Below are 25,322 nucleotides of genomic sequence, written 5' to 3' on the forward strand. Positions count from 1 at the left end.
GGTATTAGCTGAACTCAGGGTCGCAGCGATCAGGCGTTGGGGCCGTACTCCTCGAGCATCTCGGTGACCAGTGCCGCGATCGGGGACCGCTCACTGCGGGTGAGCGTGATGTGCGCGAAAAGCGGGTGCCCCTTGAGCTTTTCGATCACCGCCGCGATCCCGTCGTGCCTGCCGACGCGCAGATTGTCGCGCTGGGCGACATCGTGGGTGAGCACGACGCGCGAACCGCTGCCCAACCGGCTGAGCACGGTGAGCAGCACATTGCGCTCCAGCGACTGCGCCTCGTCGACGATGACGAACGAATCGTGCAGCGACCGGCCGCGAATGTGGGTGAGCGGCAACACCTCCAGCATGTCGCGGCTGAGCACCTCCTCCATCACCTCACGGCTGGCCAGCCCGTCGAGCGTGTCGAAAACCGCCTGCGCCCAAGGCCCCATCTTCTCGCTCTCGGTGCCGGGCAGATAGCCGAGTTCCTGGCCGCCCACCGCGTACAGCGGCCGGAACACCACCACCTTGCGGTGGCTGCGGCGCTCCAGCACCGCCTCCAGGCCCGCGGTCAGCGCCAGCGCCGACTTGCCGGTGCCCGCCCGGCCGCCGAGCGAGATGATGCCGACGCTCTCGTCCAGCAGCAGATCCAGTGCGATCCGCTGCTCGGCCGACCGTCCGTGCAAGCCGAACGCCTCGCGCTCGCCGCGCACCAGCTGCACCCGCTTGTCGGGGGTGACCCGGCCGAGCGCGCTGGAGCCGCCGCCGAGCAGCCGAAGTCCGGTGTGGCACGGCAGTTCTCGGGCGGCGTCCAAATCGATCACGCTCTCGGCGTACAGCTGATCGATCTGCGCGGTGCTCACATCGAGCTCCACCATGCCGGACCAGCCCGAGGTGATCACGTCCTGCGCGTGGTACTCATCGGCGTGCAAACCCACCGCGCTCGCCTTGACGCGCAGCGGAATGTCCTTGGACACCAGCACCACCTCGCGGCCCTCGGCCGCGAGATTCAGTGCACAGGCCAGGATCCTGGAGTCATTGGTATCGGTGCGGAACCCGACCGGGAGGACCGCGGGGTCGGTGTGATTGAGTTCCACCTGCAACGTTCCGCCCTCGGTGCCGATCGGCACCTCCTTGTCCAGCCTGCCGAACTGCAGGCGTAGATCGTCCAGCATCCGCAGCGCCTCCCTGGCGAACCAGCCGAGTTCGTGATGATGCCGTTTACCTTCGAGTTCGCTGATCACCACCAGCGGTAGCACCACGTGATGTTCGCCGAACCGGGTCACCGCCCACGGGTCGGAGAGCAGTACGGAGGTGTCGATGACGAAGGTCTTCAGAGAATCGAGCGAGGGGCGGGCCCCCTTGTTGTCCGACGGGACAGCGGCGTTGCCTTTCTTCGCGGAGCTGGACTTCGCCGAGGGAGCGGAAACGGAGCGTGCAGCAGTCACGGTGGGCTCCTTATTTGTTCGCACGGCACCCGCGCGAACCATCTCGCTGGACCGGTCCGTCCTGAATGGCGTCTATCGAACGCCACGAGGGCCGGGTGCCGGCCCCCTCGAACTGAATAGCTCAGTCACGGTCAGGACCTCCCGTACGAGCCACACCGACGCGGCCCGCACACCCGACGCTACCGCCGAACCGGCGATCGCGCTCACGCCAGGGAAGGCGTGTCCGTGAATTTGTCGTTAAACCCGGGGTCATGGGAGCGGACCGGGGCAACCGATAGAGTCGCCGGTATGGCCGTCAACGAGGAACTCGACAACCTGTCGTCGAAGGAGTTGCACGATCGCGCGGTGCGGCTGGCCGCACGCCGCGGCGACGTGAAGTACCTGTGGCAGTTGCTCACCCGGATACCGGCGGCGGAGGCCGCCGCGGGCAACCTGGGCGAGAGCGAGGCGGATATCAAGTACGTGCTGCCGCTGCTCGACGACTACATCCACGCCGGTGACGGCGCGGTGGCCGAGCAGCTGCGCCCGTTCTACCTCGACTACCTGCTGCAGCACTCGGAATAGTGTTGCGCCGCTAGGGATTTCCGTTGGAAATCCGGATCGCCGCGGCCGGGCAGGACTCCTCCGCCTCGCGCGCCGCGGCGTGGTGGGCTTCCCCCGGCGACGGGTCGAGCAGCCGCACCGTGCCGTCCACTTCATCCTGATCGAAAACCGTTGGCGCGGTGAGCGCGCACATGCCCGAGCCGACGCACAGCGTCCGATCCACCGTGATTTTCATCTCGTACCTCCTACTACCACGTCACTGGCAGACGATAAACACCGTAGACGTCCATGTCATCGCGCAACGGCACTTCTTCTGGCGCGACCGCGAGCCGCAGGCCGGGAAACCGAGTCAGCAAGGCGGGTAAGGCGACTCGCATCTCGACGCGGGCGAGTTGCTGGCCGAGGCACTGATGGGCGCCGTGCCCGAAACCGATATGCCCGACCGCGTTCCGGCGAATGTCCAGCATGTCCGGATCGTCGAATTTGTTCGGGTCGCGATTGGCCGCCTGGATGGACAGCGCGACCGTCTGGCCCGCCGCGATCCGCCGACCGCTGATCTCCACATCGGCCAGCGCCGTCCGAGATCCGGTGTGCGCGATGGTCAGATACCGCATCAGCTCCTCGATCGCGGGGTCGGCCAGATCCGGATCGGCGCGCAAGGCGGCGAGTTGATCCGGATAGGTCAGCAGGGCGAAGGTGCCGAGCGCCAGCATATTCGCCGTGGTGTCCAGTCCGGCGCCGAGCAGCAGCGTGCCGACGCCCGCCAGTTCGTCGTCGGTGAGATCGGACGAGGTGAGATCGCTGAGTAGATCGTCGGCCGGCGCCGCGCGCTTGGCCAACACCAGTTCTCGGATATAGGCCTGGCCCTGTGCGAACCCCGCCATCCGGTCCTCGGCGGAAACGTCGAGGCTGTTCGCCGACTCGACAAGCTTGCGGAAGGTGCCGCGTTCGGCGCCGGGCACGCCGAGCATTTCGCAGATGACAAGCGCCGGAATGGGATTCGCGAACGCCTCGACCAAATCTACCGGGCCGCCCGCGCGTTCCATCGCATCCAGGTGGGTGGTGGTGAGTTCGCCGAGATAGTCGGTCAATTGCCGCATCCGGCGCACGGTGAACTTGCCCGCCAACAGCTTCCGGAATCGGGTGTGCTGCGGCGCGTCGATGCCGAGCAGGTCGCCGGGTAATGCGGGCGGCATCGTTCCGGCGTCGGCCAGCGGGTAGTGCCCGATCTCGTAACGCACACTGAAGTGCGGATGGGCAAGTACCGCACGCACTTCCGCATGACCGGTGGCCAGCCAGCCGCGGTGACCGTCGGGAAAGATCATGGGGGTCAACGGATCTCGCGCGCGGATGGCGGCAAGTTCGGCGGGCGGGTCGAATGGTCTGCCCGCCGGACGCGCGGTGGGCAGTGCCTCGAGGACAGGTTCACTGTCCGGTATCGAGTGGGTCATGGCCGGTCCTTCTCTGATGTTCGGGATATCCAAAACGCTACGTTGCATTCAACGTGCGAACAACGCTATTTGGCTTAGATAAATGCAGTAATAGCAGGTAGATTCGAAATCTATGTTGCAATGACGATGTCGCAGAACGCACCAACGCCACCGATGCTGTTGCAATGAGAAGCCGGTGAACGCATACTTCCCAGCAGCACCGAAGTCAGGAGAAGGACCGATGCCCGGTGGCAGGCTGACCCAGGAGGACCGCAGACATATCGCGGGCTGTCTGGCCCGCGGTCTCGGCTACGCGGAGATCGCCAGACAGCTGGCGCGTCCCACATCGACCGTCAGCCGGGAGGTGACGCGCAATGGCGGGCCGAGCCGCTATCGGCCGGATATCGCGCACCGGGCGACCGAGCGCCGCGCCCGCAGACGCAAACCCGCCATCCCGTCACCTGGACCGAAAGATGCCGCGGCACAGGAATTTCTGGAGCACTTCGGGAAGCTCTTCCAGCAGGGCGGGATGCCGCGCATGTCCGCGAATGTCCTTGCCTGCCTATACGATTCAGACTCCGGCAGCGCGGTCGCCGCGGAACTGGCGGCGCGACTGCGGGTGAGCCCGGCGACCATCTCCTCGGCCGTCGGCTATCTGGAGGAGCAGGAACTCATCCGGCGCGAGCGCGATGGGCAGCGCCGCCGCGACCGCTACATCATCGAGGAGGACGCGTGGATCCGGGCGACGCTGCTCGGTGCGCGTCAGGCCACGGCGCTCGGGGAATCCGCCGGGCGGGCCGCCGAATTCCTCGGCCCCGACTCCCCCGCCGCCGCCCGGCTCAGCGAGGCGGGCGAATTCCTGGATTTCGTCGGCAAAACCATGCTGGCGGCGGCGGACGACTGGCGAAAGACGCACGCGCGGAGGCCGATTCGGGCGACCGACTAGCGACGCAATGCCGCCCGGTACGCCCCGGCGAGCGTACCGCGCAGGAAGTTCGCCCAACTGAAGTGGTCGTGCCACAAGACGATTCGGCCGTCCCGGAGTTCGAAGGTGCCCTGCACCCAGAACGCGATGCGCACCGGACCGAAGCGCAGCACATCCGTGCGGTCGCTCAGCACCACGTTGCCCGCCGCGGCGATGTGGTGCATTTCGGCGGAGAAGCCGAGCCAATCCCGGTTCAGTCCGCGGATCAGCGCGGCGACCCGGTCGCGGCCGCGCACATCCGGCAGCGAGGTGTTCTTCCAGACGATCTCCGGGTCGAGCAGCCGCACCGCCTCGGCGACCGCGCCGAGTTCCATCGCCGCGAAAAACTCGCGCACCGTGGTGATCGCATCCTGTTGGAGTTCCGGTTCCTCGGTCATGATCCGAGGGTAGTCAGCGCCGGGTCGCGATGAGTACGCCCAGGCCGTCGAGGATGCGCTCGATGCCGAAGTTCAGCGCGTTGTTCCGGTCCGGATCGACATCGGGTGCAGCGCCGGCCTGCTCATCGGCGAATGCGGCGGCGACGGCCGGAAATCGATCACCGGCCGCGGTCATCATCTGGGCCAATTGCGCCGCGACATCCTGCTCGGCCTGCTGGTGGCTCGCCGACCCGAGTTGTTCGGCGAGGCTGCGGACGTGCCCGTTGAGCAGGACGACGGTGTCGAGTCGCTCCGATCCGCGCAGGCCGGTGCCGTCGAGTGCGGTGAGCGCGGCCTCCAACCAGCCCATTTCGTTCGGGCCGATGGGGCGCACACCGGCGGTGAGCCGGATCGTCCACGGGTGCGCGAGGTAGCGCTCGAACATCGTTTCCGCCCAGACGCGCAGGCCGGCGCGCCACGGTTCCTCGGCCGAAACCCGTTGTGCCGCGGTCATATCCGGCGGCGCACCCATTCCGGTGTCGAACATCAGCGCGATCAGCTGCTCTTTGCCTGGAACGTAACGGTACAGCGACATCTTGGTGAAGCCGAGCCGTTCGGCCAGGCGCTGCATGGACAGGTTGGCCAGACCTTCGGCGTCGGCGATGGCGATGGCCTCGGCGACGATCCCGTCCAGGGTCAGGGCGGGTTTGGGTCCGCGCTTCGGCCGCTGCTGGATGCCCCAGAGCAGTTCGGCGGTGGTGGGTGACGGCATATCGAGATCCTTTCAAATCCGAGTTGACAGGAAACTGTGTCCCTCATACTCTAATTCGTGTCCGACGGAAACAGATTACGACGGACGCAGAACTTGAAGGAGCTCAGCATGCGCAACCAGACCGTCCTCATCTCCGGCGCCAGCATCGCCGGGCCCGCGCTGGCCTATTGGTTGCAGCGGTACGGGTTCGCCGTCACCGTCGTCGAGCGGGCGCCCGAACTGCGGCGCGGCGGTCAGGCCGTGGACTTCACCGGCGAGACCCACCACGATGTCCTACGGCGGATGGGCATTCTGGACGACATCTACGCCCACCGGACCGGCACGACAGACGTTGTGTACGTCGACGAGAGCGGTAAGCAACTCGCCGTGATGTCCGGTGAATTCACCGGCGGTGATGTGGAGATCCTGCGCGGGGATCTGTCCAGGATCATGTACGAAAAGACCTACGAGTCCTGCGAATACATCTTCGGCGACTCGATCAGCGCGCTCACCGAGACCGACGACGGCGTGTGGGTGGAGTTCGAGAACGGTGCGCCGCGGCAGTTCGATCTGGTGTTCGGCGCGGATGGAATCCATTCGCGGGTACGGCGTTTGACGTTCGGACCGGAAAAGGACTACGTCAAGCACCTGGGCCACTACTACTGCATCGCGGGCTCGAGCCCGTGGCTCTCGCGCCCGGCGGGTGAGCGCAGCAGGGCGACTTCGTACGGCTACAACGTTCCGGGGCGCGTCGCCATCAGCGGCGGCTCGAAGGCGCATCAGTTCTACGTCTTCGCCGCACCCGAACTCGATTACCCCCGTGGCGATGTCGACGCGCAACGGCAGATCATCAAGGACACCTTCGCGGGCATGGGGTGGAAGGTGCCGCAGATGCTGACCGAACTGGACGGTTTCGACGACGTCTATCTCGACTCCGTCGCCCGCGTGCGCAAGATGAAGAGCTACACCCGCGGCCGGATCGCGCTGGTCGGCGACGCCGGATACGGAAACACCTTGGGCGGCTTCGGAACCGGGCAGGCAGTCGTCGGCGCGTACATCATCGCGGGTGAGCTGGCCGTCGCGGGCGGCGACCACACCGTCGCCTTCGATCGCTACAACGAGATCATGCGCGGCTACACCAAGATGTCCGAGCAGAGCTCCGCGGGCCGCTTCTTCGCCCCGAAGACCGCGCGCGGCATCAAGATCCGCAACTGGTTCCTCGGATCGAAGGCGATGGACCTGATGATGAAGATGGCCGAGAAGCAGAAGAACCTCGACCTGCCCGACTACCCGGCGCTGGTCGCCGCCAACTGAATTCGGCTCGATCCGCCAAGGCTCTGGTCCCGGCGGATCGGCTGTGTTTCGATGGAACCCGGGCGGGGTGGGGCGCGTCTAAACGGGTCAGGACGGTACTGACGAAAGGGGCGACGGCGATGGGGGCCTCGACATGAGAAGGACCGACGGACGCACGATCTCCAATCCCGAGAACGTGCAAAGCTTTTCGCATCAGGCGATCAAGGACGCCGCCGACAAGATGAACCCGGAGGCGCTGCACGGCGCGCTCGACTCCTGGTCGTCGCTGTCGAAAACGGTGACCAAAGCGGGCGAACAGTTCGAGACCGCGATCAGCAAGACGATCGAGCAGCACTGGGAGGGCGCGACCGCCGACAAGGCGGTGCAGCGCCTCCGTGAGTTCGTGTTGCGCGTCGCGGAATTCGGCAACGCGCTCGACCAGCAGAAGGATCCGCTCGCGGCGGCGGCATCGGCCGCGGCGCTGTTCAAGGCCGCGGTGCCCGCACCGGTCACCGGCGCCGCCGCCGAGGTGCGCAACGAGCTGGAGCAGCAGGCCCGCGACGATATGAGCACGTATTACGTGCAGCCGTACAGCGCCACCGCGCCCACCATTCCGACCCTGCCGCCGCCGGTGGATGTGGTTGTGACGCCGTCGGATACCGCGCCGGTGGTAGGCCCGGCGGTCGACGATTCCGGTCAGCCGCAGACGCCTTCCACGACGCCCAGCGATTCGGACAGCTCGCCGGACAAGAAGCCGACGCAGCACGAGAAGCCGGAAAACAATGGCAAGCCGGAGAATCCGGGCAAGCCGGAGGAGCAGGCGAAATCCGACGACAAGGGCAAGACTGCGGATAGCGCGAAGCAGGATGCGGTTGCGCCACAGTCCGTTTCGAATACACAGCCGGTGCCCGCGACACAACCGGTCTCGGTAACCCAACCGGTCTCGTTCACGCCGTCCACCGATCGGACGTCCACCACATCGTACGTACCGACCGTTCCGCCGAGCCGGGTAGCGACCGCACCCGCGTCGGTCGACACCCCACCGAGCCGGACCGGGACCCCGCATGCGCCCGGCAGCACCCACGGCACGCCGAACGCGCCGAGCGCACCGGCACCGCACGGCCAGCCCGGGATATCCCGCGCACCGCAACCCGTCGCACCCGCGGCGGCCGCCGCGCAGCCCACGGTGCCCGTCAAGACCGGAACCACCGGCGGCGCAGGCTATTCCGGATTCCTGCCACCGGGCGTCGCCGCTCGCCGCGAACAGGACGACGCCCACAAATCGGCCAAATACCTGCGCTCCGAGGAAAACGCGAAGAAACTACTCGGCGAGGTGGAGAAAACGGTCCCGCCGGTCTTCGGCGCGTGATGCGCGCGCGAATCGCCCTGCGGGGCGGCGGAATTCGGGTTGGCCCGGGCCGGTGGCATTACCGGGTTCAGTCCAGTGGGGTCCGGCACGACAAGCCTCAGCGCGACAGGATTCGACACAGCCGAGGTCGGTGCGGCGACGCGCCGCGCGGCCGGGTTCGGGGTGGTTGGAATTCGGGGGTGGTGAGTGTGCGGTGAAGGCGCAGTGGGCGCTGTCGGCGGAGCAGTTCGCGGCGGCGTGGTTCGGCACCGGGTTGGATCGGATGCCGTTTCCGTTCCGGTTCACCAGCCGGTTTTCCGGGTTGCACGAATATCAGGCGTATCAGCGACAATTCCGGCTGGAGCTGGCCAGGGAGGAGCGGGCATCGCTGCAGCGCGCCATTCAGGTGCTGGCCAGACCCGATTGGCGGATCGAACTTTTCGGCACCGACAACACCCGCGACGGCGTGGAGATCCGGGTCGTCGGCTGCGCCACCCGCAATGGGATCGCGGTGATCGCCGAACAGTCCCCCGCGCCCGACGGCGGCCCGGTCCGGCTGCGCCGCTGCCGCCCCGACCAACTCGCCACCGAGCTCATCCGGGTGCTGCCCGAGAAACCATCCGGCACCGCGGGCGAAAAGAGTTTCCTACTCGAAGATCTCAACGACGACCGCACGGACCTGTCCGGCAACGCACCCGCCACCGAGGTCAAGGACCGCTACCGCCGCTTCTGGCGGCAACCCTGCGACACCAAAGGGACCGTCGTTGTCCTCCTGGGCCCCCGCAACGCCGCTCCCCTGCGCACCGGCCGCCTCCGCTGGATCGACACCACCGACGGCCGCTACTGCGAAATCCCCGCCAACCGGGCCCGCATGATCCGCCCCGCCACCATCAGCGATATCAGCAGGTATTTGGACGAGGCGATCATCCGCGCGAAGGCGCGGTTGGATTAGCGGCGAACCATCCGGTTGCGAATGTGGTTGTGCCGCTAGGACGACAGCGCCGCCCCAGGTGGGCACGGGTTTACTCGAGTGGTGGCGGCTCGTTTTCGCAGCCGCACCCCGTCTTCGAACCGCGCATTGTCTGTACGGGGTGTGCACCATAGAGACGGAGTGCGGCAGCGTCTGGAGAAGCCTTGGGCATGATCAACGCGGCCACTCGGTTGCTTTAATTGGGACGAAACACCGCTCAGCAATGCGCTACGCGCCTATTCTCAGGCGATTACGTCGTCGTAGCGGCGCGACCACCGGCCCAGCACACCGATCCCTCGCGACAGGCCCGACGCCGTCAGGGCGCGCCCACCGCGCTAGGGATTTGCTGGACGCTACCCTGCCCGCATGGACGCCCGCGCATCCCGGCGACGGCGCTTCCGGCGTGGCGCCGGGGCGGCGTTGGTGCTCGCGCTGTGTGTCGGCGCGGCCGGATTGGCGCTGTGGTTGAACCATCGGGATATCGCCGAGCCGCGGCAATCGACACAATCGTCAACGACATCGTTTCCGCCCGATGCGCAGCAAGCACGGAACATGTTGAGCGCCTTGACCGTAGCCTGGAACGACCATTGGGAGTCGTACGCCCGCAACGCATTCGGTCCCGGCTGGGCGGGCCGGGGCGGCGAGCCGACGCTCGCGGGCGGATGCACGGCGCGAGATGTGGTGCTGCGGCGGGATCTGCGGGAAATCAAAGCGGCGCAGCGCGATCCGTGCACCGTCCTTTCGGGTGTGGTCGACGATCCGTACAGCGGAATCCGCTTGTCCTACAACCGTTTCAAAGCGGGCGATATCGAGATCGACCATCTGGTCGCGCTCGGCGACGCATGGCGTTCCGGGGCCTGGGCCTGGCCCGACGAGCAGCGCGAGCGGTTCGCCAACGATGTGGACAACCTGCTCGTCGTGCGCAAGCAGGCCAACCAGGACAAGGGCAGTAAGTCGCCGGACCGGTGGCGTCCGCGTCCCGAATACTGGTGCGAGTACGGAAAACGTTGGGTGGCCGTCAAATCCCGCTACGGGCTGCACGTCACCCCGCCGGAGCGGGACGCGCTCACCCAATTGCTCGACGCTTGCCCGCCACCCTGACCCGCACCTGCGGCGGCGAGGTGCGCCGCGACCAAGGTGTCCAGCAGGATGTCCATCTCGAGCCAGGGAAAGCTCGGCCGGTCCTGGCGCAGGGTGATCAATCCATGCATTCCGGCCCACAGGCAGGAGGCGGTGGCGGTGGGATCGGCGCTGCCGCAGTCGCGCACCGCGTCGACCATCATCCGGAATACCGGCAGCCCGGGAAGCTGTTCGTCGGTGGGCTCCCAACCGGGCGCACCCGCCGTGCCGAACAGCACCCGATAGTGTCCGGGGTTGCGCAGGCCGTATTCGCAATAGGCGCGGCAGATTTCGCGAAGCCTGGCCTGCGGGTCCGGCCCGCGCGCGGCCGAAAGTGCCTCGCGCAGTTCAGCGAAGCGCACCCTGAATACTGCGGTGAGCAGCTCGCGCCGGTCCGCGAAATGCAGGTAGACGCTCTGCGGGGCGATACCCGCCGTGCGGGCCACCGCACGCAGCGACAGCGATTCCTCACCGTCGAGGGTTTCCAGCAACCGGCTGGCCGCCTCGACGAGTTCTTCGCGTAATCGCGCGCCCTCACCTCGCCGGTTGCGCCCACGCGGGGTTTTCGCCGTCACCTTGACAGGTTAACAAGTCAGGTGTCCACTTACAACCATAACCAGACAGCTGTCTACATAGGAAAACCATGGCCGTCACCGTGACCCGCATCGTCCACGCCAGCGTGCTACTCGACTTCGGCGGAGCCCGCATCCTCACCGATCCGTGGCTGTCCGAGCGCCCCTTCTACTACCAGGGCGAGCCGCGCAGCATCGCCACCGCCGCCGATCTCCCCGAACTCGCGGGCATCGTGATCAGCCACGCGCACTACGACCACTGCGATCTCGGCGCGCTGGTCGGATACCCGAATAAAGAGGTGCCGTTCGCGGTGGTCAGGGGGCTGGCCGCGAAAGTGCGGGCCGCGGGATTCCGCAATGTGGTCGAGCTCGATCCGTGGCAGCGGACCCATCTCGGCCCGGTCGAGGTGACCGCTGCACCGGCCGCGCACGGCGTCCCCGAAATAACCTTCGTGCTGCGCGCCGACGGCAGCACCGTCTACTTCGGCGCGGATACGCTGCGCGTCCCGGAACTCGATGAAATCGCAAGGCGTTACCCGGATTTGGATCTCGCGCTGCTCCCGATAAACGGCCTGCGCATCCGTCCCGCGTTCAACAAACAGGTCGTGATGAACGCCGAGGAGGCCGCCGACCTCACCCGAACCCTGCGACCGCGCATCGCCGTACCAATCCACTACGCATTCACCAGCGGCCGACTCGGTGACCTCGTCATGACCAGATCCGATCGCAATCGCACCGACCTATTCGTCGATGCCGCAAGCGATATCGCGCCGGAGACGACCGTGAGCGTGCTACCCACCGGGCAGCCACTGGCGCTTTAGCGCTCAGCTGTTCGCGCGGATGGCGGCCTCCAGCATTTCCGCCTCGTGTTGGTGGCCGCGGGCGTTGGCGTGCATCGGTTGCGCGGGCTGCTCCGGGAACAGGCCCTCGGACCACCGAATGTCTTCCGGCGCACAGGCGTCCAGTCCGACGCTGGCCGGATAGACGTCGACGAAGACGGCATCGTGTGCGGCGGCAGCGGCGCGGGCCAGTTCGTTCACGGCGAGTACGCCGTTGTGGACCAGGTCGGCTTGCGCGGGCGGCAGCGGCACCTGCGGGAAGCAGCCGCCCGCCCGGATTCGTTCCAGTTTGCCCATCACGAAGACCTTCGCGGCCGGTGCGCGATCGTGGATATCGGTGAGCAGCGCGTCGAGCACCGGCGCGACGGCGGCGCTGGATTCGCTGTCGTTGACGTAGTCGTTGATGCCGATATCCACCGAGACGATGGACGCGTCCGCGGTGAGCGCGTCGAGCTGCGGGGTGTCCGCGCCGCCTGGGATCTCCTGCGGCTGATACATGTTGATGATCTTCGCGCCGGAGCAGGTGGCGTCGCGCAGCGTCAGGCCGAGCGCCGCGGCGGTCAGGTGCGCGTAGTTGCGGTCGGAGCGGAAACAGCCGAACGGCTTCAGCTGGGTCGGGATGAATGGTCCGGCCGCCCCTGATTCACCGAGCGCGACATATACACCGGACGACCCGGCCGCGGACCACACCGAGGGCTGGGCGGCCGCGACGGGCATGCCGAGCACCGTCGCGACCAGCACCGCTGTCCACAAGATCGATCGCTTGATCAACCTTCGTGCCTCCTGTCCGGACCTTCGCACCCAGGCTTAATTGTTTGCACACCTAACGGGAAATCCGCTACTCGTGTTACAAGTAAGCCCAGCTGTGAAGACGTCCTGAACAGGGATGAAGCTCAGCCGAGCAGGCGCCAATCCTCCAGGCCCTGGTACAGCGGCACGCTCTGGGCCAATTTGGTGACCCGGGTCCGCAGGCTGTCCACATCCGAGGTCCCCGCCAGCGCGGAGGCGATGATGTCGGACACCTCGGTGAATTCGGCGTCGCCGAAGCCGCGGGTGGCCAGCGCGGCGGTGCCGATGCGCAGGCCGGAGGTGACCATCGGCGGCCGGGGGTCGAACGGAACGGCGTTGCGGTTCACGGTGATTCCGATTTCGTGCAGCAGATCCTCGCCCTGCTGGCCGTCGAGTGCGGAATTGCGCAGGTCGACGAGCACCAGGTGCACGTCGGTGCCGCCGGTGAGCACGCTGATGCCCTTGTCCTTGACGTCGGCCGCGGTGAGCCGGTCGGCCAGGATCTTCGCGCCCGACAGCGTGCGCTCCTGCCGGTCGCGGAATTCCGCGCCTGCCGCGATCTTGAACGCGACCGCCTTCGCCGCGATCGCGTGCATCAGCGGGCCGCCCTGCTGGCCCGGGAACACCGAGCTGTTGAGCTTCTTGGCGAATTCCTGCTTGGCCAGGATCAGGCCCGAGCGCGGACCGCCCAGCGTCTTGTGCACGGTGGAGGACACCACGTCGGCGTGCGGCACCGGCGACGGGTGCAGCCCGGCCGCGACCAGCCCGGCGAAGTGCGCCATATCCACCCACAGGTAGGCGCCGACCTCGTCGGCGATCTCCCGGAACGCCGCGAAGTCCTGATGCCGCGGGTAGGCCGACCAGCCCGCGACGATCACCTTCGGCTTGGCGCCGATGGCGATCTTGCGCACCTCGTCCATATCGATGCGGTGGTCTTCCTTGCTGACCCCGTACGAATGCACCTCGTAGAGCTTGCCGGAGAAGTTCAGCCGCATGCCGTGGGTGAGGTGACCGCCGTGCGCGAGGTCGAGGCCGAGCAGTTTGTCGCCCGGTTCCATCAGCGCCATCAGCACCGCGGCGTTGGCCTGCGCGCCGGAATGCGGCTGCACATTGGCGAATTCGGCGCCGAACAGCTCCTTGGCCCGGTCCCGCGCGAGGGTTTCGACGACGTCGACGTGCTCACAGCCGCCGTAGTAGCGCCGCCCCGGGTAGCCCTCGGCGTACTTGTTGGTGAGCACGCTGCCCTGCGCCTGCAACACCGCGCGCGGCACGAAGTTCTCCGAGGCGATCATCTCGAGCGTGTCGCGTTCCCTGGCCAACTCGCCTGCCATCGCGGCAGCGAGTTCGGGGTCGAGCTCACCGAGGGACTGAGTATTGACAGAGGCGGTCGTCTGCGTCACCGCCCCAGTCTATGGGCCTCGTCGGCATCGGTGAGCACGGGGTTCACCGGCGTGGCGGGGCGGACCTGCGCCAACAGCGCGGTCAGCTGCGTTTCCACGGCGTCGAGCGGTTCGGTGGACTTCAGCGCACGCGCCTGCACGATCGCGCCCTCCAGCGCACTGATCGCGAAACTCGCGTACGAGCGGGCCTGCGCGGCCGGAATTCCCTGGTCCGCCAGCGCTTTCGCAATCCGGCCGGTCCATTCGGTGAAGGCGGCGGCAGCGGCCGCCTGCACCTCGGGCTCCGATTCGGCAAGCGCCGCACCGACAATCGGGCAGCCCGCGCCGAAGGCGCTGCGCTCCAGATTCTTTCGCCACCAGCCGGTGAGCGCGGCGGGCCACTGCCGCGGCGCGCCCGCGGCGGTGATCCGGTCGAGCAGCGCGCTCATCCGCGCGCCCGCGACCTCGGTGGCGGCCACCATCAGCTCGCCCTTGCCGGACGGGAAGTGCTGATACAGCGAGTTGCGCGAGGCGTTGCCGCGCTCGAGCAGCGCGGCGAGGCCCGCGCCGTGCACGCCCTGTTCGCGCACCAGCTCGATGGCGCTCTCGATCAGCCTGGTGCGGGGACCGGCGTTCATTTCCGATCTTCTCCTCACAGACGGTTGCGTGGACCGATCGGTCCATGTTGCAATCATGACAGATATGGACCGATCGGTTCATCGAAAGGACGGAATTCATGGCCACGCCCGAGCTCGACCTCAGCAAGCTGACCGGCCTCGAACTGCTCCGGCTCGGCATGACCACGCAGGACCGCCCGCGGTTCATCGGCGACCTCCTCGGCATGGAGGTCGAATCCCTCGAGTACGGCGAGGTCGTCTTCGCGCTGCACACCCGCCCGGAATTCGCCAACCCGCTCGGCACGACGCACGGCGGCATCTGCGCCACCCTGCTCGATTCGGTGATGGGCTGCGCGGTGCACACCACCCTCGACGCGGGCGTCGGCTACACGACGCTCGAGCTGAAGGTCAACTACATCCGCGCCGTGCCCACCGACGGGCAGCGCCTCACCGCCACCGGCTCCACCATCCACGTCGGCCGCACCACCGCCACCGCCGAGGGCCGCGTTGTCGACGCAGGCGGCCGTCTGGTCGCACACGGCACCACCACCTGCGTCATCCTCGGAAACCGTTGAACCCCAAGGACCCCCGAATCCCGCTGACATCGATCTTTGGGGGCGTGACGAATGTAACGAAACGGCGGCCTGCAACCGGTTTCATCGATGTCATTGTCCGAGTTGACATCAGAGGAGACACCATGTTCCTGGTTTCGTTGCCCACCAACCCCATCGAGGCGCTGCTGCGACAGCTATCGCAGATCGCTTGTTCCATTTCCTCCGGGCACAGCTGCCCGGTCATCCTGTAGCGCGGGCGTTTCCGCGCCCGGCCTGGGAAAACCCCTGGGCCGGGCCGGAATTCGCCGCCGCCTCACATCGCGCGGATCGCGCCGGGTGTCAGCGGCTCATCGAGCAGCCTGCGGAACCGTTCGGCGCGGTCGTCGGCGTCGGCCGCCCGATCGAGCCAGCCGCCGAGCAGCCGGTAGCCCTCGACGTAGGTGCTGATGTATGCCCGCCACAGCGGCGAGGACAGGAAGCGCAGCGACTGCCTGGCCCGCTCCGGTGTCACCAGACCCCAGCGCTGCAGGAATTCGGCCACCTCGTCGGCCGTTTTGCCGCGGTCGTGCAGCAGCAGCGCGGCATCCTGGCGCACGCTCAGCAGATTCGCCGAGGCGTTCGAAAGCCGTTGCGCCCGTTCACCGTCGAAGCGCAGCCCGAGGTCGGCGTAAATCTCCTGCGCCCACTCGCCCCACCCGAGGCCGACGATCGAGCGCAGCGCGAGATCCGCCAACCCCTCCGCCATCAGGCACTGCGGCGTATTCACCAGGAAAAGCGTCTGCTCGGCCTGCCCGGCGGCGACCAACCCGGCCTCCTTGCGGCAGTGCTCGGTGTGGTGGCCCGGGTACGACTCGTGCGCGATCAGCAGCGGCAGATGGGCCATGTGCTGCTTGAGATCCGAGTTGATGGCCACTCGGGAGTGATAGTTGCCCAGGTAGTAGTTGAAGCCGGACCACGGCTTGTCGCCGACGACCTCATAGCTGACGTGCTCGTGATCGGGCAGCGGATACCTGTCCCTGACCAGTTCGCGCAGCGCGCCGGAGAACGCCTCGACGCAGGCCGTCAGCCGCTCCGGCGGAATCTCGTCCGCCCTGCGATGCGCGGCCACCCGCTCGGCCAGCGGGCCCGCACCGGCCAGCACCTCGTCCATCTGCCGATGCGCCTCGCGGTAGTCGTCGACATCGCCTGGCGCGATCTCGACATCGAAATAGGCGCGCACCTCGTCGACGAATCCGATCTCGTCCCCGGCGAATTTGCGCGCCGAACACTCCAGCGCACCCAGGTGCACGTCCAGGAATTCGGTGCGCTCGGCGGTCAGGCCCGCGTCGGGCAGCGCGGTCCGCAGTTCGGCGGCGCGCTTGGCCAGATCCCTCGGCTCGGGCGCCGGCGCGTTCGCCACCGCTCTGCGCAGTTCGGGATCGCCGGTGTACGCGTCGACGAAACCTTCCTCCAACCGGTCGAAAGCCAATCCGAGCCGCAGGTACTCGGTGACGAGCGGGTGCGCATCCATTGCGCCGACATTAGCGGGTTGTGGCCGCACGTGACCTGACCGTCCAGTCAGCATCCCATCGGTTACCACCCGGTATCGGCACCCCGCGTTTCACACGATCATGGGGCAGAGCAGAATTCAGCTATGCGGCCTCAGTTGGACCGAATCGCGCACCCGGCACGCGGACTATGTTCGTGTTTGATTTCGGGGAGTGTCGGGTAAGTGGCACGGATGAGCAGCGAGGCGGTGGCATGAGCGAGCCGAGCCCCTATGTCGAATTCGATCGTAAAAAGTGGCGAACACTCCGCAAGTCGACTCCGCTGGTGCTCACCGAGGAAGAACTGATCGGGCTGCGCGGTCTGGGCGAACAGATAGATCTCGAAGAAGTGGCCGAGGTCTATCTTCCGCTGGCCAGGTTGATCCACCTCCAGGTGGCCGCGCGACAACGGCTTTTCGCGGCCACCGCGACCTTCCTCGGTGAACAGCATCCGGATCGTCAGGTGCCGTTCGTGATCGGGGTCGCGGGCAGTGTCGCGGTCGGAAAATCCACCACCGCGCGTGTACTGCAGGCGTTGTTGGCGCGTTGGGACCACCATCCGCGTGTGGATTTGGTCACAACCGACGGATTCCTGTATCCCACCGCGGAGCTGACCCGGCGCGGCATCATGCAGCGCAAGGGTTTTCCGGAAAGTTACGACCGGCGCAAGTTGCTGCGTTTCGTCACCGAGGTGAAATCCGGTGCACCGGAAGTATGCGCGCCGGTGTATTCCCATATCTCCTACGACATCGTGCCGGACAAGCAGCACTGTGTGCGCCAGCCCGACATTCTCATCGTCGAGGGTCTGAATGTGCTGCAGACCGGGCCGCGGCTGATGGTCTCGGATCTGTTCGACTTCTCCATCTACGTCGACGCGCGCATCGAGGATATCGAAAACTGGTATGTGCAAAGGTTTCTGGCGCTGCGCGCCACGGCCTTCGCCGACCCGGCGGCGCACTTCCACGACTACTCGCTGTTCACCGATGACCAGGCGACGGCGGAGGCCCGCAAGATCTGGAACAACATCAACCGCCCCAACCTGGTCGAGAACATCCTGCCGACCCGGCCGCGCGCCACCCTGGTGCTGCGCAAGGACGCCGACCACAGCATCAACCGGATTCGGCTGCGCAAGCTCTGATTTCGCCGGCGCGGCTACAACTTCCACGCCGCGTCCAGTCGGGCCGCGACATCGATATCGCGGGCGGCGGCAATATGCGGCTTGCGGATTTCTCTGGCGATGTAGCGCGCGATGAATCGCCGGATTTCCTGGTCGACGCTGGCGACGATGCGCAGCAGTTGACCGCGAATGGTATCGGTGGCCACATTGATCCGGACGTCACCCGGCCGCGGTTCGGCGATATCGATGACTACCCGCAGCGGTTCCGCGGTGCGGGCGGTGAGCCGCAAATGAATGGTGCCGTCCACCTGGAAACGATGACGATCTATGGCCAAATCTATGAGCATGTTCACATCGAGCGGGATGAACAGGTCGAAGGAAATCAACTCGTCGATGTGGCGGCGCACGCTCGGCTGTCCGAGTCGCACCTCGGCACTGGCCTTGGCGAGCCGGGCGGGCCCGACGCCGATGGGTCCGAAATCGAATGCGGTGCCGGTCAATTGGGCGAAGGCGCCGAGAATGCGCTCCTCCGATGCCGCGTATTCCAGGAAACACCTGCCGAATTCCTCGTAGCTGAGGTAGTTCGGCGCCGAGTTCTCCTCCACCAACCGGACGGTACGCGATGTTCTACGGTTCAGAGCCCGAATCGGCGATGCCGGGCCGCGTAGTCGCGTAGCGCGCGCAGGAAATCCACCCGGCGGAATTCGGGCCAATATGCCTCGGTGAACCATATTTCCGAGTATGCGCTCTGCCAGAGCAGAAAGCCCGAAAGTCGCTGCTCGCCGGAGGTTCTGATGACCAAATCGGGATCCGGCTGACCCGAGGTGTACAAATGCTGGCCGATCGCGTTGACGGTGACCGACTGCACCAGATCCTCGCCGGTCTCACCCGCGGCAATCTCCTGGCGCAGCAGCGACCGCACCGCGTCGGCGATCTCCTGACGGCCGCCGTAGCCGACCGCGATATTGACGTGCACGCCGTTCTCCCGGCCCTCGGTGCGCTCGGCCGCGGTGCGCATGCGCTTGGCGATGAGCTCGGGAAATCCGTCCAGCGATCCGACGATGCGGACGCTCCAATTCTGTTCCGGCGCGGACAGTTCCTCGACCACGTCGGTGATGACCTCGAAAACCGTCTCCAGCTCGTCCGGATCGCGCTCCAGGTTCTCGGTCGAGAGCAGATAGACGGTGACCAGCTCGATGCCCTCGGCCTCGCACCAGCTGACCAGCTCGGCGACCTTCAGCGCGCCGACCCGGTGGCCGTGACTGATATCGGTGAAGCCGTTTTCCCGCGCCCAGCGCCGGTTGCCGTCACAGATCACCGCGACGTGCCGGGGATGTTGTTTGCCCGCCAACTGCTTGGACAGCCGGGCCTCGTAGAGGCGGTATGGCAGCAAACGAACCGGGTTGGGAAGCTCCACGGCGACCAACCCTACGCCCCGAGAGCCGGATACCGGCAGCGACCGGGATTCACCGGTACAGTGATCAGGAGTAAACCTACGGTACCGTAGGTTACTGCTGGGTTGTCTTGGGAGGTTACTCGTGCCCGAATCGGTCGGCGCCGCGGACGCGGCCCTCTTCGGTCATCCGGCCGAAGCGCTGGTCGCGGCGGTGAAGCCGCGCATGCGCGGGTGGATACACACCTGGGCCGTCGGCATCGCCGCGATCGCGGTGATCGTTCTGATCGCCACCGCGAGCACCATATCCAAGACGGCGGGCTGGTCCACCCTCCTCTACGGTCTCACGGTGTGCGCGCTGTTCGGTATCAGCGCCGTCTACCACCGGGTGACCTGGCGGACCGTCGCGGCGCGGGTCCGCATGAAACGGGCCGATCATTCAATGATTTTCGTATTCATCGCGGGCAGTTACACGCCATTCGCGCTGCTCGGGCTGCCGGGGCGCACGGGACAGACGCTCTTGGCGGTGGTTTGGGCCGGCGCGCTGGCCGGCGTCGCGCTGAAGCTGCTCTGGCCGAGCGCACCGCGCTGGGTAGGGGTTCCGCTGTACCTGTTGCTCGGCTGGGCCATCGTGCCGGTGGCCGGACAGCTGCTGCACAACGTCGGCGTGGTGCCGCTGGTGCTGCTCGTCGTCGGCGGGCTGATGTACAGCGTCGGCGCGATCCTGTACGCCACCAAATGGCCCAACCCGTGGCCCGCAGTCTTCGGCCACCACGAATTCTTCCACGCCGCAACGGTTGTCGCCGCGCTGTGCCACTACGGTGCGGTCTGGTGGATCGTCCTGCCCTGAACTCGGGCCGACCGGTCACCCCACTTCGGCGCCCGCGCAATAAAGTCGAGGCGTGCTCCCCTTCGGCGGCCGACCGGCACGAACCGTAACCGGATGTCGTTCGTGATCGAGTGGACGAACATCCGGATCACCCGGCTCATCATCTGGGCGCTGCGCGCGCGGATCGGGCTGGCCGCGGTGGTGATCACCGCGAACGTCGGCGGCCTCGGGGTGATCGTCATCCAGCTGTGGCTCAACGGGTTCCTCGGCAGGCTCGGGCCGGACTGGTTGCGCGCCATGACCTTCGTCGGCATCTACCCGGTGATCGGCTTCCTCGTCGGCGTCTGGTTGGCCGTGCGCGACCGCACTATCTATTTCAGTTGGATGGACGCGGGCCGCAAACCCGACCCGGAGGAAGCTCGCCGCCTGCTGCGGTTGCCGCTCGCGATCACCATCAGGGCGCTCGCGCTCTGGTTGCCCGGCGTGATCGTCGCCGCCGCGATCTTCGCGCATCTGAGCACCGACAACGATCCGGCGGTCACCACCGCGCTGTTCACCCTCGGCGGGCTGGAATCGGCGGCGCTCACCTTCCTGATCGTCGACCGGCTGATCCGCCCGACCATCCCGGTGGTGGCCGGGGTGCTCGGCGCGACCATGCACTGGAGTTCGTCGGTGCTGGCGCGGGTGGTCGTCACCTGGGCGGTGTCGGGGGCGATGCCCTTGCTCATGTTGATCGTGGTGCTCGCGGATCCTGCGGCCCACGCGTCCGACCGGATCCGGGCCGCGATCTACCTGGCCGTCGTCGGCATCGCGGTCGGCGCGCTCGCCACCGCGTTCCTGGCCCGCGCGGTGGCAGCGCCGATGCGCACGCTGCGCCGGGCGCTGGACCGGATCACCAAGGGCGAGTTGGATGTTCGGGTGCCGGTCGGCAGCGCGAGCGAGGTCGGGCGGCTGGAGAATTCGGTCAACGAGCTCGCCGCGAACCTGCGCGAGCGGGAGCGGATGCGCGATGTGTTCGGCCGCCACGTCGGGGCCGAGGTGGCCGAGCGGGCGCTCGCGGGTGGGCTGGACCTGACCGGTGACGTCCGGGTGGTTTCAGCGCTGTTCGTCGACGTCACCGGATCGGTCGCGCTCTCGACCGGGCTGCCGCCACAGGAGTTCGTCGCCAAACTCAACCGCCTGCTCGCGATCGTCGTCGCGGCGACCGAGGAGAACAACGGGCTGGTCAACAAGTTCGAGGGCGATGCGGCGCTGTGTATTTTCGGCGCGCCGATCGCTTTGCGGGACAACGCGACTCCCGCACTGCGGGCCGCCCGCCGGATCCGCGACGAGGTGGTGGCCACCGGAGAACTCGATATCGGGATCGGGGTGGCCCGCGGGCGGGTTTTCGCCGGTGACGTCGGCAGCGACACCCGGCTGGAGTACACGGTGATCGGCGACGCGGTGAACGAGGCGGCCCGGCTCACCGCCGAGGCCAAGGAGGTGCCGCGGCGAATCCTGGTGAGCCAGGCGGTAATCGATGCGGCCGCGCCGCACGAACGGGTGAAATGGGAGCTGTACCGGACGATTCCGCTGCGCGGTATGCCGGTGCCGACGCAATGCTGGACCGATGTGGACGGAGCTGCCCGGGCGGCGATCGATCCGGTCGAAATCCATACCACGACAGCGCAATCGCCCGACTCGCCGCGCTGACACCGTCGCGCTCACGCCGATGGTGCCATCGGGGAACCGATTACGGCAGCCAGCCAGACAGGGTGATCACATCGGCCGCGATCTCGGCGACCGTGCGGCCGTCGGTCACGACCCGATGCGCCCGTTCCGGCGCGGCCGTATCCAACCGGCGGGCCATCGCCGCGCCGCGCTCGACATGTTCCTCGAATGCGGTGCCGATTTCGCGCTGCGCCAATCGTTTTCGAGCGGTTTCGTCGCTGCAGGTCAGCAGGATCGCGGTGATCTCCGGACGGTCGCCCATCGCGGCCGCCAATTGATCTGTGACATCGGCGAATACGCTCGCGGTGTTCGTGTAGATCAGTCGCCGGTAGCCGAGCTCCCGGTAGTTGGCCCACATCGCGGCCAGATTCCGTTCCGCCAGACCGTATTTCCCGGGATCCGGATACGCCAGGTCGAGGTTGTCGCCCTCGATCAGACAGTGCCGAACGCCCGCGGCCGAAAGTTGCACGTGAATTTCGATGCCGACGCTGCTCTTGCCGACACCCGACCGGCCGCCGATCAACAATGCCCTACTGGGTTCGGTCATCGCACCACTGTGCCGCACCCGCCGCAGCGCGGGCCATCGAATATTCGCCCGGGGCGGGCTGTCGAGTATTTCAACTCCAACCCGCGAGCCCGAAATGTGTACCGCTGCGGTACAGGCCGATACCGGCGACGGTGTACGGCTCGGTGTCGGCGGGCAGGTCGTCGAGCGGGAACCAGCCGAGCTCCGAACACTTCTCGGGCTCCCGGTTGTACGGCTCGCCGGGCCAACTCTCGGCGTGGAAGACGAATCCGACCCGCCCCCGCCCGCTCGGCGAGCGATAGTGCAACGCCGTCACCATGCGAACAGCATTGCGGGACAAGACGATTCCGATCTCTTCGGCCGCCTCGCGCAGAACCGCGGCGACCACATCCTCACCGTCCTCCAGCTTCCCCGACGGCATATTCCACATGCCGTCGGCATAGCCGGTGTTCCTGCGCCGCGCCAGCAGCGCCAGATCGGCGCGGGTGAGCAGAAGGAATACGTCTACCGGGCTCGTATATGGCACGCCGAGACCCTAGGGGCGGGTGAGGGAGGCGCGGAGTTGTTCGGCGGTGGAGACCGGTAGATCGCAGACCGAGCCGCGGCAGACGTAGGCGGCGGGTGCGCCGTCGTGCAATGGGCGGTCGGTGAGCAGGGGCGCGGAATCCGGTGCGGCGGCGAGGATTACCGAACCGCCCGGTGCGACGGCCCTGGCGACGGCGAGCAGTTCCGCGGCGGTCGCGGGCCGCGTCGCGTCGTGCACGACCGTCAGACGGGGAACCGAAGTCACCGCGGCGGTGGCGGATTCGGGTGTGGCGATGGCCACCTGCAGCGGTCCGCGCAGCGCGGCCTCGGCGACGGTGAGCCAGTGGCCGCCCGACCGTGGGGCGCGCGCCAGGATGACCGCGCCGCGAGCGATGGCCTGATCGGCCAATTCGCGGTAGCGGGAAGCGTTTTCCGGATCGCTCACCGCCGAGGCCGTCAGCAGGGCCTCGGCCAACGCCGACGCGCCCGCGGGTGTCGCGCCGTCGATGGGATCGCGCGGGCGGGCCACCAGGGTCTCCGCGTCATCCGCGGTGTCGAACCAGCTGCCGGGCGCGTCCGGGTCGGCGAAATGGTGAATCGCCTTGTCCAGCAGACGCTGCGCCTCGGGCAGCCAATCCGTCTGCCCGGTGGCCTGATACAGCGCGAGCAGACCGGTGGCGAGCCAGGCGTAATCCTCCAGGATGCCCGGTGAGACGCCGACGACACCGCCGAGCGACGCGCGCCGCACCCGGCCGTCGACGACGTGCTCGGCCAGCAGGAAGTGTGCGCACCCGGCTGCGGCGTCGATCCAATTCTGTTGTCCGAGTGCGGCTCCCGCCTCGGCCAGCGCGGTGATCGCCATACCGTTCCACGCGGTGACCACCTTGTCGTCGCGTGCGGGCTGCGGGCGCTTGTCCCGAACGGCCCGCAACGCCAACCGGATTCGCTGGAAGCGCGCGGCGTCCTCCGGATCCTGGTACCGGGTGAGCACCGAGGTGCCGAGTTCGAAGGTCCCGCCCGTTGTCACACCGAAAACCTCTGCGGCCCATGCGCCGTCGATAGGTCCGAGCTCGCCCATCAGTTCGGCGGGCGTCCACACATAGGTCGCGCCCTCGACACCGGGCCGCCCCGGTTCCAGGTGCGTGTCGGCATCCAGTGCCGAGGCGAAACCGCCCGTCCCGGTCGCCAGGTCGTCGAGCAGGAACTCCGCTGTCTCGCAGGCGATCCGGTGCGCGAACTCTGATCCGGCGCGGCGGGCTAGGTGGGCGTAGCCGCGCAACAGCAGCGCGTTGTCGTAGAGCATCTTCTCGAAATGCGGTACCACCCAGGCCGCGTCCACCGAGTAGCGGGCGAAGCCGCCCCGTAACTGGTCGTAGATGCCGCCGCGAGCCATCGCCTCGGCCGTCCGCGAAACCGCCTGCAGCACTTCGGCTTTGCCGGTGCGCTCATAATCCCGCAGCAGACCCTCCAGCAACGCCGACGGCGGAAACTTCGGCGCACCACCGAATCCGCCGTACTTCGGATCCTCGTCGCGCAGCACCGCCGCGACGGCATGGTCGAGCAGTTCCGCGGTGAGGGTGACCCCCGCCTCCGGCAGCCCCGCCGCCTGCGCCCGCAGCGCCTCGGTCACCTGAGCCGACGCCTGATGCACCTCGTCGCGCCTCGTTTGCCAGGTTTCGGCGATCGCGGTGAGCAACTGGGTGAACGAGGGCATCCCGCCCCGCGGCACCTTCGGGTAATAGGTGCCGCAGTAGAACGGCTCACCACCGGGCGTCAAAAAGCAGGTCATCGGCCACCCGCCCTGCCCCGTCATCGCGACCGTCGCATTCATGTACACAGCGTCGAGATCCGGCCGCTCCTCCCGATCCACCTTCACACACACGAAGTTCGCATTCATCAACTCCGCGGTCGCGGCATCCTCGAACGACTCGTGCGCCATCACATGGCACCAGTGGCAACTGGCGTACCCGACCGACAGCAGGATCGGCACGTCTCGCGACTCGGCTTCGGCCAGCGCCTCGGCATCCCACTGCCGCCAATCCACCGGGTTCCCCGCGTGTTGACGCAGGTAAGGCGATGTCGCACTTGCTAATTGGTTCACATTCATCAACCTCCCACGCCGAGCGGGCACACAAATCCGCACGCCCCGCGGGATTTGCCGGAGCGGCGAGAACGGTCCTGCCATCACACCACGAAGTCGTGGGCCATCACCTGAAGCGTAGTGCGCCATCATCGGGTGCTGGGCGTGTCGGGCTTCGGAAATCACGAATAGGAATGGTTCGCCCATGATCCAGCTCACGGTTGAGGTTGACCGGGGTCGGGGTGGATGTTCAGCGCAGCGGCACGACGCCGAGCCGGACATCACGGATTCGAGGAGCATTCGATAATGTCGATCGCCCTTTCCAACCAGGACAAGAGCATCCTACGGACCGCCGCCTATGGCGCTGTGTTCCAGATGGCCGCCGCCACCGGCGCGCCCCAGAAGACCGCCGCGAATGCCGTCCTCGCCCTGACATCGGCGACCGGGCTGGTCGGGCATGTGCTCGCCGCGCGGAGCAATGACATCGAGGCTATGGCGCCGATGGAGCGTTCGTAACGGTACGAGTGTGCTGACGCGAGCCAGGGCACGCAGCCGCGCCGTCCGGGGTGTTGGCGCGCACCACGATTCGATCTGCACCGGTCGACGATCAAACGGCGGTAAACCCGAAAGCGCCACGC

Annotated in this window: 27 protein-coding genes; 12 read left to right on the plus strand and 15 right to left on the minus strand. The window is 67.1% G+C overall.

Annotated features, from left to right (window positions below):
- Positions 1 to 29: 29 nt before the first annotated feature.
- A complete protein-coding gene (locus F5544_RS38640; RefSeq protein ID WP_428847201.1) occupies positions 30 to 1,322 on the minus strand; it encodes a PhoH family protein in 1,293 nt (430 codons plus the stop codon).
- Positions 1,323 to 1,721: 399 nt separating this feature from the next.
- Here F5544_RS38640 and F5544_RS38645 point away from each other — a divergent pair, with 399 nt between their 5' ends.
- Positions 1,722 to 1,997 carry a hypothetical protein gene (locus F5544_RS38645; RefSeq protein WP_167477732.1) on the plus strand — a complete coding sequence of 92 codons (276 nt, stop codon included), beginning with the start codon at positions 1,722 to 1,724 and terminating at the stop codon, positions 1,995 to 1,997.
- A gap of 10 nt (positions 1,998 to 2,007) precedes the next feature.
- Here F5544_RS38645 and F5544_RS38650 read toward each other — a convergent pair whose 3' ends face one another.
- Together F5544_RS38650 and F5544_RS38655 are read right to left on the minus strand one after the other, a co-directional pair.
- Entirely contained in the window at positions 2,008 to 2,211 is a 204-nt protein-coding gene (locus F5544_RS38650; RefSeq protein ID WP_167477733.1) for a ferredoxin, read from the minus strand.
- A 13-nt stretch (positions 2,212 to 2,224) separates the two neighbouring features.
- Complete coding sequence (locus tag F5544_RS38655; RefSeq protein ID WP_167477734.1) at positions 2,225 to 3,427, minus strand: cytochrome P450; 1,203 nt, start codon at positions 3,425 to 3,427, stop codon at positions 2,225 to 2,227.
- Positions 3,428 to 3,647: 220 nt separating this feature from the next.
- Between F5544_RS38655 and F5544_RS38660 the strand changes: the two genes are divergently transcribed.
- A complete protein-coding gene (locus tag F5544_RS38660; RefSeq protein WP_167477735.1) occupies positions 3,648 to 4,352 on the plus strand; it encodes a GbsR/MarR family transcriptional regulator in 705 nt (234 codons plus the stop codon).
- On the opposite strand, the gene F5544_RS38665 is transcribed toward F5544_RS38660, so the two are convergent.
- Both F5544_RS38665 and F5544_RS38670 read right to left on the minus strand, forming a co-directional pair.
- Positions 4,349 to 4,768, minus strand: coding sequence for a limonene-1,2-epoxide hydrolase family protein (locus tag F5544_RS38665; RefSeq protein ID WP_167477736.1), 420 nt, complete (start codon positions 4,766 to 4,768; stop codon positions 4,349 to 4,351). The two genes, F5544_RS38660 and F5544_RS38665, sit on opposite strands and share 4 nt — an antisense overlap.
- A gap of 13 nt (positions 4,769 to 4,781) precedes the next feature.
- Positions 4,782 to 5,519 carry a TetR/AcrR family transcriptional regulator gene (locus F5544_RS38670; protein ID WP_167477737.1) on the minus strand — a complete coding sequence of 246 codons (738 nt, stop codon included), beginning with the start codon at positions 5,517 to 5,519 and terminating at the stop codon, positions 4,782 to 4,784.
- 108 nt (positions 5,520 to 5,627) lie between these two features.
- Here F5544_RS38670 and F5544_RS38675 point away from each other — a divergent pair, with 108 nt between their 5' ends.
- The 4 genes from F5544_RS38675 (at position 5,628) to F5544_RS38690 (ending at position 10,210) form a co-directional block, all read left to right on the plus strand.
- Positions 5,628 to 6,812 carry an FAD-dependent monooxygenase gene (locus tag F5544_RS38675; protein ID WP_167477738.1) on the plus strand — a complete coding sequence of 395 codons (1,185 nt, stop codon included), beginning with the start codon at positions 5,628 to 5,630 and terminating at the stop codon, positions 6,810 to 6,812.
- 133 nt (positions 6,813 to 6,945) lie between these two features.
- Positions 6,946 to 8,160 carry a PPE domain-containing protein gene (locus F5544_RS38680; RefSeq protein WP_167477739.1) on the plus strand — a complete coding sequence of 405 codons (1,215 nt, stop codon included), beginning with the start codon at positions 6,946 to 6,948 and terminating at the stop codon, positions 8,158 to 8,160.
- A gap of 193 nt (positions 8,161 to 8,353) precedes the next feature.
- A complete protein-coding gene (locus tag F5544_RS38685; RefSeq protein ID WP_167477740.1) occupies positions 8,354 to 9,091 on the plus strand; it encodes an ESX secretion-associated protein EspG in 738 nt (245 codons plus the stop codon).
- 384 nt (positions 9,092 to 9,475) lie between these two features.
- Positions 9,476 to 10,210: an HNH endonuclease family protein gene (locus F5544_RS38690; protein ID WP_167477741.1), complete on the plus strand. Its 735-nt coding sequence runs from the start codon at positions 9,476 to 9,478 to the stop codon at positions 10,208 to 10,210.
- Here F5544_RS38690 and F5544_RS38695 read toward each other — a convergent pair.
- On the minus strand, positions 10,138 to 10,803 hold the full coding sequence (locus tag F5544_RS38695; RefSeq protein ID WP_167477742.1) for a TetR/AcrR family transcriptional regulator: 666 nt from the start codon (positions 10,801 to 10,803) through the stop codon (positions 10,138 to 10,140). The two genes, F5544_RS38690 and F5544_RS38695, sit on opposite strands and share 73 nt — an antisense overlap.
- A 68-nt stretch (positions 10,804 to 10,871) precedes the next feature.
- Here F5544_RS38695 and F5544_RS38700 point away from each other — a divergent pair, with 68 nt between their 5' ends.
- Positions 10,872 to 11,621 carry an MBL fold metallo-hydrolase gene (locus tag F5544_RS38700; protein WP_167477743.1) on the plus strand — a complete coding sequence of 250 codons (750 nt, stop codon included), beginning with the start codon at positions 10,872 to 10,874 and terminating at the stop codon, positions 11,619 to 11,621.
- Positions 11,622 to 11,624: 3 nt separating this feature from the next.
- Here F5544_RS38700 and F5544_RS38705 read toward each other — a convergent pair whose 3' ends face one another.
- The 3 genes from F5544_RS38705 to F5544_RS38715 all read right to left on the minus strand — a co-directional run bounded on the left by F5544_RS38705 (position 11,625) and on the right by F5544_RS38715 (position 14,445).
- Positions 11,625 to 12,410: a GDSL-type esterase/lipase family protein gene (locus tag F5544_RS38705; protein WP_167477744.1), complete on the minus strand. Its 786-nt coding sequence runs from the start codon at positions 12,408 to 12,410 to the stop codon at positions 11,625 to 11,627.
- 122 nt (positions 12,411 to 12,532) lie between these two features.
- Positions 12,533 to 13,828: a serine hydroxymethyltransferase gene (glyA, locus tag F5544_RS38710; RefSeq protein ID WP_167477745.1), complete on the minus strand. Its 1,296-nt coding sequence runs from the start codon at positions 13,826 to 13,828 to the stop codon at positions 12,533 to 12,535.
- Complete coding sequence (locus F5544_RS38715; RefSeq protein ID WP_167477746.1) at positions 13,825 to 14,445, minus strand: TetR/AcrR family transcriptional regulator; 621 nt, start codon at positions 14,443 to 14,445, stop codon at positions 13,825 to 13,827. The genes glyA and F5544_RS38715 overlap by 4 nt, the downstream gene beginning before the upstream one ends.
- A 98-nt stretch (positions 14,446 to 14,543) precedes the next feature.
- On the opposite strand from F5544_RS38715, the gene F5544_RS38720 reads away from it, so the two are divergent.
- The gene (locus F5544_RS38720) at positions 14,544 to 14,999 is read left to right on the plus strand and encodes a PaaI family thioesterase (protein ID WP_167477747.1); all 456 of its coding nucleotides are present in this window, start codon (positions 14,544 to 14,546) and stop codon (positions 14,997 to 14,999) included.
- A 292-nt stretch (positions 15,000 to 15,291) separates the two neighbouring features.
- Here F5544_RS38720 and F5544_RS38725 read toward each other — a convergent pair whose 3' ends face one another.
- The gene (locus tag F5544_RS38725) at positions 15,292 to 16,488 is read right to left on the minus strand and encodes a DUF885 domain-containing protein (RefSeq protein ID WP_167477748.1); all 1,197 of its coding nucleotides are present in this window, start codon (positions 16,486 to 16,488) and stop codon (positions 15,292 to 15,294) included.
- A 230-nt stretch (positions 16,489 to 16,718) separates the two neighbouring features.
- Here F5544_RS38725 and coaA point away from each other — a divergent pair, with 230 nt between their 5' ends.
- The gene (gene coaA / locus F5544_RS38730) at positions 16,719 to 17,642 is read left to right on the plus strand and encodes a type I pantothenate kinase (RefSeq protein WP_167477749.1); all 924 of its coding nucleotides are present in this window, start codon (positions 16,719 to 16,721) and stop codon (positions 17,640 to 17,642) included.
- 14 nt (positions 17,643 to 17,656) lie between these two features.
- Here coaA and F5544_RS38735 read toward each other — a convergent pair whose 3' ends face one another.
- Positions 17,657 to 18,226: a hypothetical protein gene (locus F5544_RS38735; RefSeq protein WP_167477750.1), complete on the minus strand. Its 570-nt coding sequence runs from the start codon at positions 18,224 to 18,226 to the stop codon at positions 17,657 to 17,659.
- A gap of 29 nt (positions 18,227 to 18,255) precedes the next feature.
- A complete protein-coding gene (locus F5544_RS38740; RefSeq protein ID WP_167477751.1) occupies positions 18,256 to 19,047 on the minus strand; it encodes an isoprenyl transferase in 792 nt (263 codons plus the stop codon).
- Positions 19,048 to 19,240: 193 nt separating this feature from the next.
- Between F5544_RS38740 and trhA the strand changes: the two genes are divergently transcribed.
- The gene (gene trhA / locus F5544_RS38745; RefSeq protein ID WP_167479784.1) at positions 19,241 to 19,864 is read left to right on the plus strand and encodes a PAQR family membrane homeostasis protein TrhA; all 624 of its coding nucleotides are present in this window, start codon (positions 19,241 to 19,243) and stop codon (positions 19,862 to 19,864) included.
- A gap of 93 nt (positions 19,865 to 19,957) precedes the next feature.
- Positions 19,958 to 21,535 carry an adenylate/guanylate cyclase domain-containing protein gene (locus F5544_RS38750; protein ID WP_167477752.1) on the plus strand — a complete coding sequence of 526 codons (1,578 nt, stop codon included), beginning with the start codon at positions 19,958 to 19,960 and terminating at the stop codon, positions 21,533 to 21,535.
- Positions 21,536 to 21,575: 40 nt separating this feature from the next.
- On the opposite strand, the gene F5544_RS38755 is transcribed toward F5544_RS38750, so the two are convergent.
- The 3 genes from F5544_RS38755 to F5544_RS38765 all read right to left on the minus strand — a co-directional run bounded on the left by F5544_RS38755 (position 21,576) and on the right by F5544_RS38765 (position 24,711).
- Positions 21,576 to 22,100, minus strand: coding sequence for a hypothetical protein (locus F5544_RS38755; protein ID WP_167477753.1), 525 nt, complete (start codon positions 22,098 to 22,100; stop codon positions 21,576 to 21,578).
- Between the two features lie 70 nt (positions 22,101 to 22,170).
- On the minus strand, positions 22,171 to 22,605 hold the full coding sequence (locus F5544_RS38760) for an NUDIX hydrolase (protein ID WP_167477754.1): 435 nt from the start codon (positions 22,603 to 22,605) through the stop codon (positions 22,171 to 22,173).
- Between the two features lie 9 nt (positions 22,606 to 22,614).
- The gene (locus tag F5544_RS38765) at positions 22,615 to 24,711 is read right to left on the minus strand and encodes a thioredoxin domain-containing protein (protein WP_167477755.1); all 2,097 of its coding nucleotides are present in this window, start codon (positions 24,709 to 24,711) and stop codon (positions 22,615 to 22,617) included.
- 279 nt (positions 24,712 to 24,990) lie between these two features.
- Here F5544_RS38765 and F5544_RS38770 point away from each other — a divergent pair, with 279 nt between their 5' ends.
- Entirely contained in the window at positions 24,991 to 25,200 is a 210-nt protein-coding gene (locus tag F5544_RS38770; protein ID WP_167477756.1) for a hypothetical protein, read from the plus strand.
- Positions 25,201 to 25,322: the final 122 nt, after the last annotated feature.

The organism is Nocardia arthritidis (assembly GCF_011801145.1).
Classification (GTDB): domain Bacteria; phylum Actinomycetota; class Actinomycetes; order Mycobacteriales; family Mycobacteriaceae; genus Nocardia; species Nocardia arthritidis_A.